At 54.4% G+C, this 20491-nt stretch carries 11 protein-coding genes and 3 pseudogenes; 10 read left to right on the forward strand and 4 right to left on the reverse strand.

What is annotated here, in order from left to right; genetic code table 11:
- Positions 1-236: 236 nt before the first annotated feature.
- From ND528_RS25630 to ND528_RS25640, 3 genes are all read right to left on the reverse strand, one after another.
- Positions 237-668, reverse strand: coding sequence for a bleomycin resistance protein (locus tag ND528_RS25630; RefSeq protein WP_122750386.1), 432 nt, complete (start codon positions 666-668; stop codon positions 237-239).
- Between the two features lie 227 nt (positions 669-895).
- Positions 896-2176, reverse strand: a complete 1281-nt coding sequence (umuC, locus tag ND528_RS25635; RefSeq protein WP_130910197.1) for a translesion error-prone DNA polymerase V subunit UmuC — start codon at positions 2174-2176, stop codon at positions 896-898.
- A complete protein-coding gene (locus ND528_RS25640; protein ID WP_039762904.1) occupies positions 2163-2594 on the reverse strand; it encodes a LexA family protein in 432 nt (143 codons plus the stop codon). Before ND528_RS25640 ends, umuC begins: the two co-directional genes overlap by 14 nt.
- A gap of 98 nt (positions 2595-2692) precedes the next feature.
- Here ND528_RS25640 and ND528_RS25645 point away from each other — a divergent pair.
- A pseudogene (locus tag ND528_RS25645) lies at positions 2693-3404 on the forward strand (SOS response-associated peptidase family protein).
- A 178-nt stretch (positions 3405-3582) separates the two neighbouring features.
- Complete coding sequence (locus ND528_RS25650) at positions 3583-3948, forward strand: histone-like nucleoid-structuring protein, MvaT/MvaU family (protein WP_130910194.1); 366 nt, start codon at positions 3583-3585, stop codon at positions 3946-3948.
- Between the two features lie 167 nt (positions 3949-4115).
- Here ND528_RS25650 and potE read toward each other — a convergent pair.
- Positions 4116-4273: pseudogene (gene potE, locus ND528_RS25655) on the reverse strand (putrescine-ornithine antiporter); the annotation flags it as partial.
- Between the two features lie 197 nt (positions 4274-4470).
- On the opposite strand from potE, the gene ND528_RS25660 reads away from it, so the two are divergent.
- From ND528_RS25660 to ND528_RS25695, 8 genes and pseudogenes are all read left to right on the forward strand, one after another.
- Positions 4471-4905, forward strand: a complete 435-nt coding sequence (locus tag ND528_RS25660) for a hypothetical protein (protein ID WP_130910193.1) — start codon at positions 4471-4473, stop codon at positions 4903-4905.
- 1233 nt (positions 4906-6138) lie between these two features.
- A complete protein-coding gene (locus ND528_RS25665) occupies positions 6139-6654 on the forward strand; it encodes an Hcp family type VI secretion system effector (protein ID WP_007949952.1) in 516 nt (171 codons plus the stop codon).
- Between the two features lie 124 nt (positions 6655-6778).
- A complete protein-coding gene (locus ND528_RS25670; protein ID WP_130910192.1) occupies positions 6779-9685 on the forward strand; it encodes a type VI secretion system Vgr family protein in 2907 nt (968 codons plus the stop codon).
- On the forward strand, positions 9682-14370 hold the full coding sequence (locus ND528_RS25675) for an RHS repeat-associated core domain-containing protein (protein WP_263471492.1): 4689 nt from the start codon (positions 9682-9684) through the stop codon (positions 14368-14370). The genes ND528_RS25670 and ND528_RS25675 overlap by 4 nt, the downstream gene beginning before the upstream one ends.
- 3 nt (positions 14371-14373) lie before the next feature.
- Complete coding sequence (locus ND528_RS25680; RefSeq protein WP_263471493.1) at positions 14374-14715, forward strand: immunity protein Imm33 domain-containing protein; 342 nt, start codon at positions 14374-14376, stop codon at positions 14713-14715.
- 93 nt (positions 14716-14808) lie between these two features.
- Positions 14809-15072 carry a PAAR domain-containing protein gene (locus tag ND528_RS25685; protein ID WP_130902052.1) on the forward strand — a complete coding sequence of 88 codons (264 nt, stop codon included), beginning with the start codon at positions 14809-14811 and terminating at the stop codon, positions 15070-15072.
- Positions 15073-15195: 123 nt separating this feature from the next.
- A pseudogene (locus ND528_RS25690) lies at positions 15196-19895 on the forward strand (RHS repeat-associated core domain-containing protein).
- A complete protein-coding gene (locus ND528_RS25695; RefSeq protein WP_263471494.1) occupies positions 19892-20353 on the forward strand; it encodes a hypothetical protein in 462 nt (153 codons plus the stop codon). The pseudogene ND528_RS25690 and the gene ND528_RS25695 overlap by 4 nt, the downstream one beginning before the upstream one ends.
- Positions 20354-20491: the final 138 nt, after the last annotated feature.

Below are 20491 nucleotides of genomic sequence, written 5' to 3' on the forward strand. Positions count from 1 at the left end.
TGCTGCAAGCTGATCAAGAACGCAGATCAGTTCTTCGGTTTTCGGTCCCATTTCTTAACATCCTTCAAGTGAAACACGGTATGGGAAGTAAGTCCCGCTGCCGAGTGTTTCTTGTCAGTCTCGCTGCGTAAGCTACTGTTTCGCCATCAGGTTGTCCAAGGGCCGCTCCTGGCCGATTGATGCCTGTCACAAAGGGCAGCAATCGACCCTAAACTGACGGTCGCCTTAGCCTGACTTCAGATTGAAAAAAACGGGCGCTCTCCCAAACGCTCTACCAACCTTACGAGATAGCCATCGGGATCCTGGACGATGAATTCGCGCTGACCGGTTTCGACATTGTTAGCCCGATACCAGGTGTCTTTGCATTCTCGATAGAGTGGAAATCCAGCCTGACCAAGTTTTTGGATGATCGGGCCGACAGCCACAACGTCAATCTGGAGGTTGATTCCTCTTCCAAACGGTTTACTCAGGGGGGCCGTTAGCCATTGACCTGCGTCCGGGTCAGCCTGCTCAAGCATTACTTGCGCACCGTTCGAATCGAGGTAAGCGAATCCGTCTTCTGGGCGTTGATAAGCCACTTCAAGTCCTAGACAAGAAACCCAAAAGGCCAGACTGCTATCCAGGTCAGTGACCATTAACTCTGGAACCAGTTTGCTACGTTCGAACATGAGATGACTTCCATTTCAATCGGCTCATTCGCCGGGGGAACAGTGTAAAAAGCTGATCGCGAAATCAGGCTGTGCTCTCCTGGCACGGTGCCCCAGGAGAAGGTGGCGTGCGTCATGATGCCCGGTCAGCTGAGTATTATCGAGTCGAGTTGAATGGCGGCTTTTGGCCGTAAGCAGCCGTTCAAGCCTGCTCGTTTCTGCGGCGGTGTATGCCCATCTTGTAGTCACTACTTGGCTCTGACCGTCCACAGCTGATCTAGCTTCGTCGTGTAACTCTGACTCATCAGCTCCCGACGCATTGCCCAATCAGGGGCGGCAGGCACGCTGGCTAAACGCAGCGCTCCCTTTCCCCAGCGGCCATTTATCTCATCCAGAACGTTCATCACTTTGTCCGCCATCACGGGTTGCGAATGGGCGAACAGGTCATCAGTGAATTCGCCGGGCTGCCGCAAATCCATCAGCAGCACTTCCGCCTTGCTGTATTTGTAGCCGGGACGGAAGAGACGATTGACCGCTTCGGTCGCAGCCTTCGTCATCAGCCGCACGTCGTTGGTCGGGTACGGCAACTCCACCAAGGCGCCATTCGCATATTTCGCTTCGTCAGGGTTGAACATGCCGGTCCGTATGCTCACGCGGATCTTCTTGCACAGCGAGTTTTGCGCTCGGAGCTTTTCCGCCGCGCGTTGGGTGTAGGTGGCGACGGCCTCTTTTATCGGCTCAATTTGGGTCAGCCGCATACCGAACATTCTGCTGCAGCAAATCTCCTGCTTCGGTGGGTCAGCTTCCCCTAGTTCTAGACATGGTGTACCGGCCAGCTCGCGAGCAGTCTTCTCGATCACCACGCTGAATTTCTGGCGAAGCATCCATGGATCGGCTTTCGCCAAGTCCATGGCGGTCTTGATGCCCATCGTTTCCAGATGAGCCTTCATTCGCTTGCCAATGCCCCAGACTTCGCCGACATCGGTGTTGCGCAGCGTCCAGTCCCGTTTGAACGGATCGCACAGATCCACCACGCCTCCCGTGACATCCAGCAGCCGTTTGGCCGTGTGGTTGGCGAGCTTGGCGAGTGTCTTGGTGCGCGCGATCCCCACCCCGACTGGAATTCCTGTGCGCTTGAGAAGGGTGGAGCGCATGTGCCTGCCAAACGCGGACAGATCTCCAGGCATGCCAGTCAAATCAGCAAATGCTTCATCAATGCTGTAGACCTCAAGTGCCGGCACCATCGATTCGATGATCGTCATGACGCGTTCGCTCATGTCTCCGTAAAGAGCGTAGTTACTGCTGAAGGCCACGATCCCATGCCGGCGAAGATGGTCCTTGATCTGGAAATACGGCTGGCCCATTTTTACGAACGGCTTGGCGTCGTAGCTACGCGCGATCACACAGCCGTCGTTGTTGGACAGAACCACGATAGGTGTCTTGGCGAGGTCCGGTCTAAAGACGCGCTCGCAGCTCGCGTAAAACGAGTTGCAGTCGATCAGGGCGAAGACAGGCTCACGTGTTGTCATGATCGCGCACGCTGTATTTCACAACGCCCCAGATCACAAGCTCATCGCCTTCCATGACATGTCTCGCCGGATATTTTGGGTTCTCTGATACAAGCACCACGGCGTTCTCGCGCAGAAGCAGGCGCTTGCAGAACGGTTCCGAATTCAACGCGGCGATAACGATATCGCCACTGACCGCTTCGATGCTCCGATCGACGATCACCATATCCCCGGAATAGATACCCGCGCCTTGCATGCTGTCTCCATCTATCTTTACCAGGTAAACGTGCGGCGCCCGGATATCGAAAAGCTCATCCAGGGAAATGTGCTTTTCGATGTGATCAGCCGCAGGAGAGGGAAAGCCCGCCGGTACCTTGGATGAATAAAGTGGCAGCTTCTTACCGCCAGTAGCGAGTGGGCCGAGAAGGGTGATGCTCATGATGCAAGCCTTAAAAGGTTAACTGTACATGCATACAGTTAACGATTTGGTTCGCTTGCGGTCAATCTCATAGGTACGACAATTCGACGGGTGACAGCATGTGCGGACGCTACTCGATCTACGAATCGATGGATCACTATCTTAAGGAGCTTGCGCCAAAGCAGTTGGTGATCAATGGCTATGACCTCTGGCCAGTCGAGCGGTACAACGTCGCACCGTTAACGCGGGTGGAAATCATCCGGCCGGTGGAAGAGGGCCTGAGCATCGATAAGGTCAAATGGAGATGGGCGCCATTCTGGGCGAAGGGAAAGCGTCCTGATCCTATCAATGCAAGAGTCGAGACCGTCATCACCGGCAAGTTTTTCAACCAGCTCTGGCCAAACGGACGCGTACTCGCGCCGGCGAACGGCTGGTTCGAGTGGGTCAGGGACGAAGAAGATCCGAAGAAAAAACAGCCGTATTTCATCACTCTGAAAGAGCAAATTCCCATGTTCTTCGCAGGGTTGGCCGAGGTGCACGAAGGTATGGAACCGGATGATCGCGACGGCTTTGTCATCATCACCGCTGCGAGTGACGAAGGCATGGTCGATATCCACGATCGCAAACCCCTGGTCTTATCGCCTCAGCACGCCCGTGAATGGGTCGATCCCGACACTTCGCCTGAACGAGCTCGCGAACTCGCAATGGAGCACTGCAGGCCTGCTACGGATTTTCACTGGTACAAGGTTGGCAAGGATGTGGGGGAATGTTCGTAATCAGGGCTCGCACCTGATTCAGCCGATATCGCTGGCTTCGGATGTGGACGACTGACTAAAACCGAGAGTCGACAGTAATCGTCCGCGGAACGACGAGCGCCCCATAATTATCCGGAATTATGGTCGAGCCATAATTATCGCCGATTTATAATTTTCCCTAGCCCGGTTACGAAGCGGGCAAGAAATGCCGATCTGCAATACACTCTTAGTTACCTATCTAATCGAGACCTGTCATGTCCAAACTCGCAGAATTCCGCCAGCTCGAAAAACACCTCGCCGAACAGCTGCAAGCACTCGAAGCCTTGAAGGGCGATGCAGGCCTCAAGAAAGAAATCGAATTCGAAACGAAGCTGCGCGATTTGCTCGCAAAATACGGCTACAGCTTAAAGGACGTAATCAACCTGCTAGATCCACAAGTAGGCCGCCGCGCTCCAGCTGTCGAGGCGAAAGCTGGCAGCCGCAAGCCTCGCCAATTGAAGGTTTATAAAAACCCCCAAACAGGCGAAGTCGTAGAGACGAAGGGTGGCAATCACAAAACGCTCAAGGAATGGAAAACAAAGCACGGCGCTGCGACCGTTGAGTCTTGGCTGACCAAGTGATTTGTTGATTGAATAAAAAAGGGCCCCATAGGGCCTTTTTTTGTGACTCTTATTTGGAGATTGCTGTTACCTGATCACTAATAAGCTGGGCCAAAATTTGAACAGGCTTCGTAGAACTCTTTCAAGGTCGATGTACCAGCCCGATAACCCGGTGAAAGGTGTGTAGTCCCAAATTTATTCCTCGTACCAATCCTGCCTGTGACCCTCGCGCCACCGACGTTGGCGAACGTTGTGATTAGAGCAAGGCGATGGTTGCCAGGCCGACTTGAAGAGAGTCGAGCTTGATCTCGAATAGAGTGTGGATGTAGCCCACTGCGGTGATACTTCGCAGCTTTGATTTGCTTGTCAAAGCATGAAGGAAATCAGTTGCTATGGTTGACGTCCGTTTCGTCTAGCTACAACCGATTGAAATCGAGGGCAATTAGCGGGCTTTCTTTCGTAACGCATCGACCTTTCCTACATTTTTCTTGCGAGTCCTTTGGTAGCGTTTCCATCTGAATTGAAAGCTTGCTCGAAAGACGGATGGTCAAACGCAAGATGAATGAAAATGTGATGGAACACATGGATGGTCTGGGCCTATCCGTATCAGACAGATTTACATGTCTTCGCAAGCGTCTGGACGACGTAGGATGTGTTTTTGAGTTTGTGATCATGCCCGTGAAGGAAGGCGCCTCGATCGATGAGCAATGCCACCGACTTGCGCTGGCCAAATTGTACGAGCAGGTAATGTTCAGCCAGATGGAATGGTTTCGTCGGCTGATTCAAAGCCTTTCTGTCGCTGACTATCCAGAACCTACGATGCGCTGGAATCTTGCTGAAGCCTTCGCCGAACAAATGACTCAACAGCAGATCCTCAGTCTCTGCGGGTGGATGCTGATCAGCACAAAACGCCTTCTCTTTACACCGACTTCTCTCGCTCACTTTGTCTGTCTCGTCAGATCGATAGTTCTAGGATGAGTGAAGCGTTGTTTGCTGAATGGACCGATGCGCTGGGACTTCGAGTGCAAGACGATCCAGTGGTGTTGAATTGGGCGGATGCACCTAGCCAAGGTTCGTCGAAACCTGCGCAGAGAAAGCTTCGATGTGCCTGGACAGATTTCTTCTGCCCAACACCGTTCGGGCAGCACAGGTGGTGTCTTACAATCTGGAATCCAGCGCGTCGGACGCTCGCAGCAGTCGCCGCCTGTTCGACCGTCCAAAGCTAGCTTTGTAACCAGGACGACGATGGAGTTTGACGACATGTCGTCAGCCTGAGCGCCATGAGACTTTCCATAGCTGCTTGAGTCGAGTGATGTGACTCATCACTTTTCGTCCCATGGCCAAAACTAGATCGGTCGGACTGCCGCTGGTCGCAGTGTTCGTCGACCCCAACGCTAATTGATCCGATATAGCACGGACATGACCTGATTGACTGCAGCAGGCTACGACACCATCGATAGATCGCCGGTACTAGCTTAGCAGACAAGACTTAGTAACAAAGCCGCGCCTTACCTGGCTGAGTCTGACCTGAACGGATGGGCGATCGCACGGGTAAGGGCTCTGATCAGCGGCCTCACATCATCCAAAAGATAGGGCAGACGTACCACTACGCCATTGGCCTACTTCGCTTCCTCTGAATTGAAAAGGCTCGTGCGAGGGGTTGATGCGATGGATTTGCACGGTGAGTGCTGCGCTCTCAGGTTCTGCAGCTCTTTGCGTGTATATGGCGGCCGTTTTTCTTGATCGACTGGAGCGTTTTAAGGCGTTCCCCAAACGTCCGCTTACAGCAATCGTCTACTATGGAGACTCCGGTACACATACTTAAACCATGGAGTGCCGGCCAGGAAAAGCCCGTTCATTTGTAACGAAAATTGGCGTTATTGGGGGCTCGATAAGGGTAGGACGCCGTTTTCTCGAAGTGCGCAAGAAGTTGCGCAGTCGATCATAATATTTCGAGTGTTAATCGGCTTGTAAGCCACGTTTTTCGTGGGCTGCAGCCAAGTGCGCAAAAAGTTGCGCAGTACTGCGCAAAAAGTTGCGCACTTTTTCCAGAAATTCGGTGCATTGATGTGCTGAAAATTAGGGAATGCCTCGCAAGGCATTGATCCATAAGGCCATAACAAATACTGGCACGTTTTTTGATGGCTGATAGCCACTCTGGCGGGCAATGGTGCCCGTCAGTGTTGTGTCCAGTAGCAAGGAGAGCACCCCATGGCAACACCAGCGTACATGTCGGTTACCGGCGAAAAACAAGGCCTGATCACTGCCGGCGCGTTCACCGCCGACTCCGTTGGCAACACCTACCAGGAAGGCCACGAAGACCAGGTCATGGTTCAGGCTTTCACCCACGACGTGATCATCCCGCGTGACCCGCAATCCGGTCAGCCGACCGGTCAGCGCGTACACAAGCCAGTTGTGATCACCAAGGTCTACGACAAGGCTTCGCCACTGCTGCAAGCAGCACTGACTTCCGGCGAGCGCATGAGCGAAATCGTTATCCAGTGGTACCGCACTTCGGCTCAGGGCACCCAAGAACACTACTACACCACCAAACTGGAAGACGCGATCATCGTCGCCATCAACAACAAAATGCACAACTGCCAGGATCCAGGCAACGCGCACTTCACCCACCTGGAAGAAGTGCAGTTCACCTACCGCAAAATCACCTGGACCCACGAAGTATCCGGTACTTCGGGTTCCGATGACTGGCGTGCTCCAGTCGTTTAATTACGGCTGATGTTGTATTCACCCCGGTCGGCACTGCTGATCGGGGTGCTTTGACCTAAAGAATTCTTGCGTGCATCAGACTTGTTGACTGATGCCCGACGCAGCATTGCGCGAGGAACAAGGGATGTTCTCACCGGCCAACCAGCCTCATTTCAATCTGACCATCGATGGCATCGACAGCGATTTTCAAGTGCTGTCCTTCACGGGTCGGGAGGCGCTCAATACACCCTTCGAATTCGAACTGGAACTGGTCAGCGAAAAGGCTTCGATCAACCTCGAAAGCGTGCTGCATAAACTCGCGTTCCTTCAGCTGTCTCCGACCGGCACCGGTATTCACGGCCTGGTCTACAGCATTGCTCAAGGCGAAGCGGGCAAGCGCCTGACGCGCTACAGAATTTCTCTGCGTCCGCAACTGGCGTATCTGGCGCATCGGGTTAACCAGCGCATATTCCAGCAGATGACCGTGCAGCAGATCATCAGCAAGGTACTGGAAGAGCACGGGATCCTGGCCAGCGATTACCATTTCCAACTCAGCGCGATTTACCCGGAGCGCATCTACTGCGTGCAGTACGATGAGTCCGACCTGCATTTCATTCAGAGGCTGTGCGAAGAGGAGGGGATTCATTACCACTTCCAGCACACATCCAGTGGTCACAAGCTCACTTTCGGCGATGACCAGACGGTGTTCCCGAAGCTGGCGCCTGTGGCTTATCAGCAAGATTCTGGGCTCGTTGCCGACAAGCCTGTCGTCAAGCGTTTCGGCTTGCGGTTGGTTACCCGCACGAGTCGCACCACGCGGCGGGACTACGATTTCGTCAAACCCAAGATCGAACTGGAAAGTGATGCAAAGAGCTCCGCTCAGCCGGATCTCGAGGATTACGATTACCCGGGTCGATTTGTAGATCGTGACCGTGGCAAGCACTTGGCCAATCGTGCGCTTGAGCGCCATCGGACTGACTACCGTCTGGCCGAAGGCAACAGTGATCAGCCGATTTTGGTCAGTGGACATTTCCTTGCGCTGACCGATCATGCCAATCCGACCTGGAATGACCTCTGGTTGCTTACCGAGATCTTCCACGAAGGCAAACAGCCTCAGGTGCTTGAGGAGTCTGTGACCAGTGACACCACTGATCTCAAAGATGATTTCCATCAGGGCTACCGCAATCGCTTCAGCGCAATCCCTTGGGACGTGCCGTACCGGCCACAACTCGAACACCCCAAGCCAAAAGTTCTCGGCTCTCAGAGCGCTGTGGTTACCGGCCCTGAAGGTGAAGAGATCTACTGTGACCAGTATGGACGAGTGAAGGTACAGTTCTTCTGGGATCGCGAAGGCCAACATGACGACATGACCACGTGCTGGATGCGCGTAGCGTCCAGTTGGGCGGCCGAGACGTTCGGTTCGATCAACATTCCGCGCGTCGGCATGGAGGTGTTGGTCAGCTTCCTCGAAGGCGATCCCGATCAACCTTTGATCACCGGCTGCCTGTACCACGGTGCGAACCTACCGCCGTACAAACTGCCTGACTTCAAAACCCTCGCCACGGTCAAGAGCAAGGAATACAAGGGCAGCCGTGCCAACGAGTTGCGCATTGATGACACGACCAGTGAAATCAGCATCGCTCTTCGCAGCGATCACGGTGCGAGTGCGATCAACCTAGGCTATCTGACCCATCCGCGCCCAAGTGGCGGCCAGCCGCGCGGCGAAGGTTTTGAGCTGCGCACAGATCGTCATGGCGCGGTGCGAGCTGGTGCGGGTCTCCTGATCACCACAGAGCCTCGGCCCAACGAATCCAAACACCATAAGGATCTGCCGGAAACCGCTGAGCGTCTGGCCACCGCGAGCGACCAGCAGGACGGTTTCGCGGTTCAAGCCAAAGAACTGCAGGCACAGGAAGCTGGCGATCAGGACGATGTGGCCAAGGCATTGCACGCTCAGCATCAAGGCGTGCTCGGCAGTGGCCCGGCCAACCTCACTGCTAATGAGTTTCCAGAGTTCACCGAACCGCATCTGGTGCTTGCCAGTCCGGCTGGCATCGCCCTGACCACGCCGCGCTCCAGCCACATCGCCACGGGTGAACACCTGGCATTGAGCAGCACCGGGCATACCAGTCTGTCGATCGGTAAACGTCTGCTGGCCAGTGCCAGTCGAGGAATGCGCCTATTCGTTCAGAGCATGGGATGGCGTCTGGTCGCCGCGTCCGGCGATATTGACGTGCGGGCACTCAAGGACAGCATTAACTTGCTGGCCAAGCTCAACATCACTGCCAATGCTGACCGCATCACCATCACGGCCAAAACCGAATTGGTGATCCAAGGGGGCGGCAGTGCCACGACTTACAACGCTGGAGGCATTACTCACGCTACCAGTGGCCCGTACACGGCGCATGCGGCGAACTTTGCCTATACCGGAGCGAAGAGTTTGGCAGGCGTGTTCCCTGAGCCGCCGAAACCTGGCAAGGGCAATCTTGAGTTGTTCAACCAGTACGCCGGACGCCAAGGCATCAAGGAAGGCGATTACGAAGTCATCGATGCGTTGGGCAAAAGCATCAAGGGCAAACTTGACGGTAAGGGCTTTGCCAGCGTTTCTGGTGCTGCACCGGGACCGGCGCGCGTGCTGTTCGGCAAGGATCCGGCCGATACCTGGAGCGAAGGCAGCTATATCGGCAAACCTGAGTGGCCATTGAATCCGCCGGGCGCGGACGAAGCTCCAAGCCAAGTGCAAGCAATGGTTGCTCAGGTGTTGCCAAGCAAGAGTTGGGATGTGCTGGAGAAGGGCAAGGATATGGCTCAGACAGGGATGAGTGCTGTACAGACGGCGCAAGGTGCAATGCAAACGGCGCAACAGGTTAAAGGTGCTGTACAGGGCGGAGTGGCTGGCTTGCCAAAACTGGCGAGTGCAGCGACACCGAGCGCGTCGAGCATTCTTAGCGCAGCCAGCAAGGCGGGCAAGCTGCCAAGCCTTCCGGCCCCGTCCTTGCCCAAACCAGCGTTTAAGACAGCTGACCTGTTGAATGGGGAGGTGTTGTCATGACTGAAGCTGCCGTTGCCAAGAAGCGCGAGCCTCAGGTAGCCGTCGTTCCGCTCAACACGCTGGATGTGCAGGACGTGGGTCGTGGTGCCGCTCGGTTTGATGCTTGGCTGCGATCCATCAGCGGTGATGTGGTCACGCTTGATCGAATCAAAGGGGTCGCCGGGTCATTGCCGGTTGTAGGCAACATCATGGCGCTGGTCGATGCGCTTGGCGACATCGTCACGCTTACCAAAAGCAAGCAGCGGGAGTTGCTTGATTGGGTCAGCTTGGGTATCAACCTGATCGGTGTTTTACCAGCCCCTCCGACCATGGCTGCTGCTCGTATGAGTTTGCGCCCGACCTTATTTTTGGTACGTCAGGAGCTGCGTAACAGCGCCAAGATGCTGTTAGGCGATTCAATGATCGAAGTGCTGGTCGGGCACTTGAACGCCACCATTGTCGGCACGATCGATGACTTCGTAAAACAGGCCCAAGGCAAACTTTCGGGCATTCTTACTGATGCCGGGAATCTGGGGGCAAGTGCGGTAGACGAAATTGCGAAAGGGCTTGAAGCCGTCGTCAACGGCAAGCTCGACGCAAAAGGCGATGCGCGCGCCGCGGGTCAGAAAATCACTGCTGCCGGCAATCAATTGCTCAGCGATCCCAAGGCGGCGATCAGCAATATCTTCGGCGCCGCCTTCAGTGCTTACAAAGCGGTCGGCAAAGGCGTTGCCAACAGCGCCGTCAATAACCTTCTGCCCGACCAAGCGAAAAAACTGGTGATGACACACACCGGTACCTTGAGAGCGATGGGGCCGGAAATCAAAACCCAATTGAGCAAGTTGGGTGATCCGGGGACGCGTCACTCGATCGGTTGGCTGCTGCAAATGCTCAGCGGTGCAGTAGTGACCTGGCGTAAGCGTCGAGGCCATGGACAGAGTGCTAGCGTTAAACCCAATGCGACCAGCAAGGCTCAACAAAAAGCCGGAGAGGGACGACTGGAAGCCTCCAGCCATCAAGCACCGGCTAAACGTGCAGCCAATCCAGACAAGAATGGCACCTGCACCGGTACCTGTCACAGTATTAGCTTTTCGCTGGGCTCAGAGATCCTTCGCCACACTGACTTCAGCCTTCCCGGTGCCTTTCCGATCGAGTGGTCGAGAACCTATAACTCTCGATTGGATGCCTATGATCAAGGCTCGATGGGTGCACGTTGGATCACTGAACTGACCACCCGCTTCGATTGCCGTGGCGACTCCTTGGTTTTCTTCGGTTCCGATGGCAGAAGCCATGAATACCCACTACCGAAGGTTGGTCTGTTTCACTATGACCCGGTTGAAAATGTCACTCTGATTCGCAGTGGCGAAGATCAATTAATGTTGTGCCGCGGGTTCGAGCGCAAGGAAACCTACGTGCGCCGCGGTGAGCATTATCTGTTGGCTGGCGTCGTTCTGCGTAATGGCGCTGGAATCATGCTCCATTATGAACATCGTCACGGTAACGAATCCATATTGTCGGATTTGATGACCTACCAAGACGACGTTACTCAAGTGCTTTCGCATCTTGGGACACTGATCGATGATCACGGTCGCCTAAGCGGTTTGTGGGAAATCAAGGATGGTGCGCCACAGCGTCAACTTTGCAGTTATCAATACGACAGCGACGGCGACCTTATCTTGGCGCAGGATGAAAACGGTTCAGCTTGGTCGTACCGCTATGAGCACCACTTGATCTCGCGTTATACAGATCGAACCGCCCGGGGCATGAACATACAATGGCAAGGGCATGGGCCCGATGCCAAGGCCGTTCGGGAATGGGCTGACGATGGCAGTTTCGATACGCGTCTTGAGTGGGATGACAATATCCGTTTGACGTATGTGACGGATGCATACGGTAACGAGACTTGGCACTACTACGACATTCTTGGTTACACCTACCGTATCCGTCATTCAGATGAACGCTCCGAATGGTTCTTCCGTGATGATGCCAAAAATCTGGTTCGTCACGTTCATACGGACGGAAGTACAGATCGCTATAGCTACGACGCGCGCGGGAACATGGTTGAACACATCCGCCCGGATGACAGCGTGGAGTACTACGCGTTTGACGACCATGACCAATTGATCAAGATCAGTGATGCCGAGGGTGGTCAGTGGCTCAGGGAATATGACGACCGTGGCAATCTTGTTGAGGCGACTGATCCTTTAGGCAATAAAACAGAATACGCCTACAACAAGGCAGGACTACCGACCGCCATCAAAGATGCCAATGGCAATGAAAAAGCAATCGAATACAACGATGCTGGGCTATTGGCCAAATACGTTGATTGCTCTGGCAAAACCAGTACCTGGGAGTATGACGTACGCGGTCAGATGATTTGTTTCACAGACGCTGCGGGGCAAAGCACCGAGTACGAATACAAGAACGGTCAGTTGTTCCTGATCAGACACCCTGACAAAACAGAGGAGCGGTTTGATAGGGATGCCGAGGGCCGGCTGTTGGCTCATGTTGATGCATTGGGGCAATGCACAACTTGGAGTTACACCGCTGCAGGGCTAGTTAGCGAGCGTGTAGACGCGGCTGAGCAAACCTTGCGTTACAACTGGGATCGATTGGGGCGACTGGTTGCTCTCGAGAACGAGAACGAACAACGCGCCCACTTCCACTATGATCCCCTTGGCCGATTGTTGGAGGAGACGGGTTTCGACGGCCGCACAACGCGCTATCAATACGATCCTGAAACCGGGCGTCTGAGTAGCAAATTTAACGGCCAGCGCGTTATCAAATTCAACTTCGACTCCATGGGGCGCCTTACTGATCGTCATGCAAGCCTCGGTGGCGAATCCCAAAGTGAGGCGTACGCTTACGATGGCAATGGCCGTTTGGTCATGGCCAGTAATTGCAACAGTCGCTTGAACTGGTTTCATGATCCTGCAGGCAACTTGATCCGAGAGCATCAACACTATCTGGATCTAGAAAAGCCCTTGGTGGCGGTCTGGAAGCATGAATACGATGTTCTGAACCAGCGCATAGCGACCGTCCGACCAGATGGGCACAAGATTAGCTGGCTGACCTATGGAAGCGGCCACCTTCTGGCGCTGCGGCTAGACGATCATGATCTTATTGCGTACGAACGTGACGACCTTCACCGCGAAGTTGCACGCCATCAAGGCAACCGGTTACTGCAGACTCAAAAGTGGGATCCGGCTGGGCGCTTGCAGGAGCAATTACTTGGCCGCAGTGATGACAAGGCAGTCCTGCTCAAACGTGAGTACAAGTATGATGCCGTAGGCCAGTTAACCGAGCTGAATGACACCCGGCGTGGGCCATTAGCGTACCGCTACGATCCGGTCGGTCGCCTGATCAGCGCCGTTAGCCGTTTGGCTTCTGAGACATTTAGCTTCGACCCGGCCAGCAACCTGCTGGGTGACACGGTCACGCAAATTCGACGACCGGTTGATCAAGATAAGCCGCGCAGCAAGTTGCTTGATAACCTTCTGCGTGAACATGCCGGTACTCACTATGAGTATGACGAGCGTGGCAACCTCATACAGCGTTGGCATAACGGAAGTTACAGCCGCATGCGCTGGGATCTATTTGATCGTTTAGTGAACTTCGATGATGCTCGGTTGAGTGTCGACTTCGCTTACGACGCACTGGGCCGGCGTCTGTACAAAAATTCCAATGCACACTACAAGGAGCGTTCAGAGGCTGGGTCGCAGTGGAACCAGAACGAGCGTGCTCGCAAACAAAGAGAGCTCAGCTGCGGTTTCACGCTGTTTGGCTGGGACGGAGACAACCTGGCATGGGAAAGCTCGCCAGCTCAAGCCGATGGACGTTCAGGACGTACTGTTCATTATGTCTATGAACCAGGCACTTTCGTTCCAGTGGCCCAGGCTCTTTCTAACAGTCCGATCCAATTGTCGGGCCTGCCGGAGTACGTGGGCGAGTACGCGCTTGAAGAGGATCCACTGTGGAATTACCAACCGACGGTGCGGTGTTTCGACGCAATTGCCTGGTATCAATGTGATCGTATAGGCACTCCGTTAGAACTGACCGACCAAAATGGTGATATTGCCTGGTGTGCCCATTACAAAGCGTGGGGCGAGGCTAGTGAGCAGCGCTCTTCTCAAGCACAGCAGTTGGGGCTAACCAACCCGATCCGCTTCCAGGGGCAATATCACGACCTTGAGACCGGTCTGCATTACAACCGGCATCGCTACTACGACCCTGGTATCGGTCGGTTCATCAGCAAGGATCCGGTCGGTTATGCCGGGGGCTTGAATACCTATGCTTACGCGCCTAATCCCACAGGTTGGGTCGATCCTCTAGGATTGACTACAACACCAGACGGCACCGGGAAAGTCGTTCCCGTAAGCAACCTTGGGATTCCCGACAAGGCACAGTTCGATCCTAAGCCCGGGATCACTAAGCCTTATGCTCGGAGTTCTGCGTGTGGACCTACGACAGCACAAACCGCATCAGTGCAGGGATTGCCATGTGTTGTATGTGGAACCGTGGCACCTAAAATGGTCGCCGACCACAAGGATGCCTTGGTGGTGGAGTATTATCGAACGGGCACAAACGATGTGACGCATCAGTCATCGGTATTGGCTGTGCAATCACACTGTCCCGTCTGCTCAAGGAAGCAGGGGGGGCACGCATCATCCTATTCAAAATGTATGAAAACGAAGTTGGGGATCTGATTAATGCAAAAGGCTGAAGCTGTTTATCCTGACGAGTTGCAGAAGAAAATTTGTGACAAGTATGGAATGCCTGTGCAAGAGCCTGAAGAAATGGTCGCCGTTGCCATTGACTCGCTTGGCCAGACACCGATTTACGGCACGAGAGTTCAATTGCCGGAAGGCGGCAACATCAGTTGGTTCATTCATTGTGGTGAGTACTCGGCAGCAGATGACTTCTACAAGCCGGTTCACGTTCACCACCTCAGTGAAATGTTGCCAGAGGTTGTGAATTATCTCTGCCTGCCCACCGGAGCAAAATTCATTATCGATAACGCCGGTTATGAAGATGTCTGGATGGAGGCGTAGAAAAAGGTGAAGCCGGATCACGACCGGCTTCATGCTTGATGTATCCAGTGGGCCAATTTGGACAGCCAGATATCTGGTCAAAGGAGTGACACCATGAAAGATGTAATCCGCTTGGGCGACTCCACCACGCACGGTGGCAAAGTGCTCGAAGCCTTCTCTCGAACCGACCTCAACGGCAAGCCCATTGCCGGTGTCGGCCACAAGGTCAGTTGCCCGCTCTGCAAAGGGGTTTTCCCGATTGCTGAGGGCAGCAGCACCTACACCGTTGATGGCACGCCCATCGCTCTGGACGGTATGAAAACTGCCTGTGGCGCCGCGCTCATTGCGAGCGGTCCGAAAGGTGCAGTGATCAGCTGATCGACCTGACGACATCCTGGTTTCATTGCTAGCGAGCGGCGACGTGCAGTCGAAATCTCTCAATGGCGATGAGCCTCATGACATCCCTGAATTCCCGAGCCTGCTGGCTGGTAAGACGCTTCCATGACGACAAATACCGCTGTTGCAACCAAACGTGAACCACAAGTCGCCGTTGTTCCGCTGAATCTGATCATGGTGGAAGACGTGGGGCGCAGTGCGGCTCAATTTGATGCCTGGTTGCGAGAGATCAGTGGCGATCTGGTGACATTGGAGCGCATCAAGACGGTCGCCGGCGCGCTGCCTGTTGTCGGCAACATCATGGCGTTGGTCGATGCGCTGAATGATGTTGTGACACTCTCCAACAGCCCACGACGAGATCCTTTGAACTGGGTCAGTCTCGGGATCAACCTGATTGGTGTCTTGCCGATGCCGCCGAACATGGCGGCCGCGCGCATGAGCTTGCGACCGACATTGTTCCTTGTCCGTCAGGAGGTCGCCAAGGTCGGCAAGCTGGTGTTGGGCGATGCGTTGATCAACGTCGTGGTCGGTCATTTGAATGCTGACATCGTCGGCGTGATCGATGATTTCGTTAAGCAGGCTCAAGCCAAACTCAAGGAATTGCTCAGTGATGCAGGGGAGTTGGGTGAGAAGATCCTCAACGAAATTGCCGTCGGTTTGGAAAGGGTTGTAAACGGACAGCTCGATGCCAGAGGCAATCTGAAAGCGGCAGAGCAGATGGCCAGCGCTGCCAGCGATCAATTGCTCCATGATCCGATGAGCGCGATCAGCAACATCTTTGGCGCCGCGGCGAACGTTTACAAAGCAGCGGGCAAAGGCGTTGCCAACAGTGCGGCCGAGCATTTGTTGCCTGAACAAGCAAAGAAAAAAGTTCTGGCTCATACGAAATCACTGCGCGCCATGGGACCTGAGCTGCGCACGCAGTTGAACAAGTTGAGTGATCCAGCCGTTCAAAGCTCCATCGGCGCGCTGCTGGTGGTGCTGGCCAGCGCCGTTGCGGCCTGGCGTATGCGCAATGCGCACGGGCAGGGCGGTAACGTCAAACCGGGCATGACCAGTCAATCCCGACGCGTTGCCAGCGACGGTAAGGTCGAAGTCAGCCGTGCTGACTCGAAGCCGAAGACGCGCCCCAATGATGAGAAAAACGAAGTATGCCCTGCGACCTGTAAACGCATCAGCTTTGCCATGGGTACGGAGACGTTTGATCACTCTGATTTCAGCTTGCCCGGCGCGTTCCCTATTGATTGGGCTCGCACGTATTGCTCAGACCTGAGCGCCTATGATTCTGGCATCTTGGGCGCGCGCTGGATCACCGCGTTCACGACTTGCATCGATGAGCAGGATGATGGTCTGGTGTTCTACGATGCAGACGGCCGAAGCCACAACTATCCGCTACCCAAGATCGGGCAGTTTCATTACGACGCGATTGAAAACATCACCTTGCTGCATGTCAGCGAGGGGCAGTTGCTGCTATGCCGGGGTTTCGAGCGCAAGGAAACCTACAGCCGTCATGGGCAAAGTTACCTGCTGGTAGGTGTTGTGCTGCGCAGTGGCGCCGGAATCATGCTGCACCATGAGCATCGTCACGGTGAGGCGCCCGTGTTGTCCGACCTGATTACCTATCAGGACAATGACATCACCAAGGTACATCGTCATCTCGGTACGCTGATTGATACTCATGGCCGTTTGACCGGCCTTTGGGAGATCCGTGACGGGGCGCCACAGCGTCAGCTGTGCGCTTATGAGTATGACGCGCTAGGCGACCTGATTCTCGCCCAGGATGAGAACGGTGCGGCTTGGTCGTATCAGTATGAGCATCATCTGATCACGCGCTACACGGACCGGACCGGGCGTGGGATGAACTTGCAATGGCAGGGCACGGGCGCCGATGCCAAGGCGGTGCGCGAGTGGGCCGATGACGGCAGTTTCGACACCCGTCTGGAATGGGATGAGAACATTCGTCTGACGTACGTCACGGATGCTCACGGCAACGAAACATGGCATTACTACGACAGCCTGGGCTACACGTATCGCATTCGTCACGCCGATGGCTTGTCGGAGTGGTTGTTCCGTGATGACGTAAAAAACGTCGTCCGGCATGTGCATCCCGATGGGGCCACTGATCGCTATAGCTACGACGAGCGTGGTAATCGGCTTGAGCACATTCGCGCCGACAACAGCGTGGTGCACTTCGCCTATGACGACCACGACCAACTCATCAAAATCATGGACGCGGAAGGCGGGCTATGGCTGCGCGCCTATGATGACGCCGGCAACCTGGTTGAAACGGTCGATCCGCTCGGCAACAAGACTGAATACGCCTATGACAAAAAAGGTCTGCCGATTGCCATCAAGGATGCCAACGGTAACGAGAAGACCCTCGAATACAACGACGCGGGTCAATTACTCAAGTATGTGGATTGCTCGGGCAAGACCAGTACATGGGAGTATGACGATCGCGGCTTGATGATCTGCGCAACGGATGCAGCAGGGCAGAGCACCGAATACGAATACAAGGCTGGGCAGGTAGCGCTTATCCGGCATCCGGACAAAACAGAGGAGCGTTTTGAGCGCGATGCTGAGGGCAGGCTTCTGGCCCATGTCGACGGATTGGATCGCTGCACGACGTGGAGCTACACGGCAGCTGGTTTCGTCGAAGAACGCGTGGACGCTGCCGAACAGACTCTGCGGTATCGGTGGGATCGTTTGGGACGTCTGCAGGCTCTGGAGAACCAGAATGAACGCTCGGCGCAATTTCTCTACGACCCAGTAGGACGCTTGTTGACCGAAACAGGCTTTGACGGACGTCTGACTCGCTACCAGTACGATATCGCTTCTGGACGCCTATCAAAGGTCGCCACCGGTGACCGTGTTGTGACGGTAGCGTATGACGAGATGGGGCGTGTGACCGAGCGTCTTGCTTCGCTTGGCGATGAGTCACAGGCGGAGCGTTACGCCTATGACGGCAGGGGCAACATGATCCTCGCCAGTAACGCAGACAGCCAAGTGCAATGGTTCCATGACCTGGCCGGCAATATGGTGCGTGAGCATCAGCACTACCTCGGTTTGGACAAGCCACTGGTTGCTGTCTGGCAACACGAGTACGACGTGCTCAACCAACGCGTGGCCACGATCCGTCCTGATGGGCATCGGGTCAGTTGGTTGACCTACGGCAGCGGTCATCTCTTGGCATTGCGCCTCAACGAGCATGAGTTGCTTGGCTATGAGCGCGACGACCTTCATCGCGAAGTGGCTCGGCATCAAGGCAATCGTCTTGTGCAGACGCAGAAGTGGGACCCGGCCGGGCGCCTGCAAGAGCAACTGTTGGGCCGTAGTGATGACAAGTCGGTTTTGCTCAAGCGTGAGTACGCCTACGACGCAGCAGGACAACTGAACGAAATCAACGATACGCGCCGTGGCCAGTTGTCCTATCGCTATGATCCGGTGAGCCGGTTGTTGAGCGCAGTGAGTCGTTTGGGTGTTGAAACCTTCGATTTGACCCGGCGGGTAACCTGCTTGATGAGAAAGCGGCCGAAAGTCGGCGGCCTTTGGAGTTGACTCCCCCGCGCAGCAAGTTGGTCGACAACCTGTTGCGCGAGTATGCAGGGACTCACTACGAATACGATGAGCGTGGCAATCAGATCAAGCGTTGGCGCGACGGTGCTTACAGCCAGATGCGTTGGGATCTGTTCGATCGGCTGGTGCATTTTGAGGACTCAAGGCTTTCGGTGGAGTTTGCCTACGACGCCCTTGGTCGGCGGTTATCCAAGAATTCAAAGGTTCACTACAAGCAGCGGCCGGCGGCAGGCTCACTGTGGAATAGCGCTGAACACGCTCGTTTGCAGCGAGAGCATGGCTGTGGCATTACGTTGTACGGTTGGGATGGCGATAACCTAGCTTGGGAAAGTCGTGCTGCTCAGCAGGATGGGGAGGCGGGGCGCACCATTCATTACGTGTTTGAACCGGGAACGTTCATTCCTGTCGCTCAGGCGATGACAAATCATTCCATTAATCTGATGGGATTGCCTGACTACGACGAGGATTACAGCTTAGAGGATGATCCGCTCTGGAATCGTTCCGTAGTATCGCCTCCTGTCGATGTATTGACCTGGTATCAATGCGACCACTTAGGCACACCTCTGGAGTTGACCGATCAGAACGGTGAGGTGGTTTGGAGTGCTCAGTACAGAGCTTGGGGCGAGATACGGGAGGAGAGGTCGCAATGGGCGAAGCAGCAAGGGATTGCGAACCCTATCCGATTCCAGGGGCAGTACCATGATCATGAGACGGGGCTGCATTACAATCGCTATCGCTATTACGACCCGTCGGTGGGCCGTTTCATAAGCCAGGATCCTATTGGGTACGAAGGAGGGTTGAATCTTTATCAGTATGTTCCTAACCCAATTGGTTGGACTGACCCGCGCGGGCTGGCTCGTCAAAAAGGAATCACGCCGAACAACAAAGGTACGCGCACTACAATCGAGTCGGGTAACCTACAAGCACCAGAAGTTGGCTATAGCGCAAAAGCAGGTGGGGAAGGTATTCAGCACCCTGTCGTTCAAGAGCTCTATGAATCGATACCAGACGATCAGCGTTCTCCTTTCATACATGGGCACTGCGGAGAAGCGGATGCCCTGAGTAAAATCGCCAAGGCTAACGATGTTAAGTCTGTCGAAGCCTTGAGAGACATTACACAAGGGGCAACGTCTACGACCGTAAGGAATGATGGTAAACAATTAAAATTCTGCCGTTCTTGCGCTCAAGTTATGGGTAAGCTCGGCGTGTGTGATGGGGTAAAAGAATGAGCGATCAGAAAGAAATTGAAGAAATCGAGAGCCTTGAGGCAGAACTGCTCACCGCTGGCGTATCGATTAATCAGTTGGTACGTCGCTATGCGAGTTTCCTGCGCCGACTGATCGAAGGCGGTGCACTAAGCGGGATTTCCTCTGAAAAACTTGAGATGATGTCTTCCTATCTTGATAAAGCCTTGATGCCGGGATTGCTTGAGTCTGATGAGGAGCAAAGGAAAAGTTTTTTTTTAGCTCTCTGGCCAATAGAGAGGAAGTACCGTGATCTGGATCCTGTATTTGCAAATTTTGTTCGTTGTGTAATCTGTTGTTTTGGTAATGAGGAAGATTGGGAGCGGGATGATACGGGAGAGGACACACCTTTGTGGTATTTCTTTTTCTATATAAAGAAGGTTTATCCCGAAGTAAAAAATGATTTTCTACAATATTTTAAGGGCGCCTTGGATAAGGTTTGAAGGCCTGACTAGGTTTTGGCTCAGGGATCGAGTGGTGCGAACTCGATCCCAGCGCTTAGAAAAAAGGGATGTAACCCACTCCAAGAAAAAAATGCATTGGCGATTATGGAGTGCCCCCTTAAATGAAGTTGGCTGATA

This window comes from Pseudomonas mercuritolerans (assembly GCF_025706525.1).
Taxonomy (GTDB): domain Bacteria; phylum Pseudomonadota; class Gammaproteobacteria; order Pseudomonadales; family Pseudomonadaceae; genus Aquipseudomonas; species Aquipseudomonas mercuritolerans.

What these genes read in the sequence shown, in the direction of transcription:
- ND528_RS25630 (WP_122750386.1), bottom strand. Translation starts at nt 668, where the DNA reads ATGTTCGAACGTAGCAAACTGGTTCCAGAGTTAATGGTCACTGACCTG.
- ND528_RS25660 (WP_130910193.1), top strand. Translation starts at nt 4,471, where the DNA reads ATGGTCAAACGCAAGATGAATGAAAATGTGATGGAACACATGGATGGT.
- ND528_RS25670 (WP_130910192.1), top strand. Translation starts at nt 6,779, where the DNA reads ATGTTCTCACCGGCCAACCAGCCTCATTTCAATCTGACCATCGATGGC.
- umuC (WP_130910197.1), bottom strand. Translation starts at nt 2,176, where the DNA reads ATGACAACACGTGAGCCTGTCTTCGCCCTGATCGACTGCAACTCGTTT.
- ND528_RS25675 (WP_263471492.1), top strand. Translation starts at nt 9,682, where the DNA reads ATGACTGAAGCTGCCGTTGCCAAGAAGCGCGAGCCTCAGGTAGCCGTC.
- ND528_RS25695 (WP_263471494.1), top strand. Translation starts at nt 19,892, where the DNA reads ATGAGCGATCAGAAAGAAATTGAAGAAATCGAGAGCCTTGAGGCAGAA.
- ND528_RS25650 (WP_130910194.1), top strand. Translation starts at nt 3,583, where the DNA reads ATGTCCAAACTCGCAGAATTCCGCCAGCTCGAAAAACACCTCGCCGAA.
- ND528_RS25685 (WP_130902052.1), top strand. Translation starts at nt 14,809, where the DNA reads ATGAAAGATGTAATCCGCTTGGGCGACTCCACCACGCACGGTGGCAAA.
- ND528_RS25680 (WP_263471493.1), top strand. Translation starts at nt 14,374, where the DNA reads ATGCAAAAGGCTGAAGCTGTTTATCCTGACGAGTTGCAGAAGAAAATT.
- ND528_RS25640 (WP_039762904.1), bottom strand. Translation starts at nt 2,594, where the DNA reads ATGAGCATCACCCTTCTCGGCCCACTCGCTACTGGCGGTAAGAAGCTG.
- ND528_RS25665 (WP_007949952.1), top strand. Translation starts at nt 6,139, where the DNA reads ATGGCAACACCAGCGTACATGTCGGTTACCGGCGAAAAACAAGGCCTG.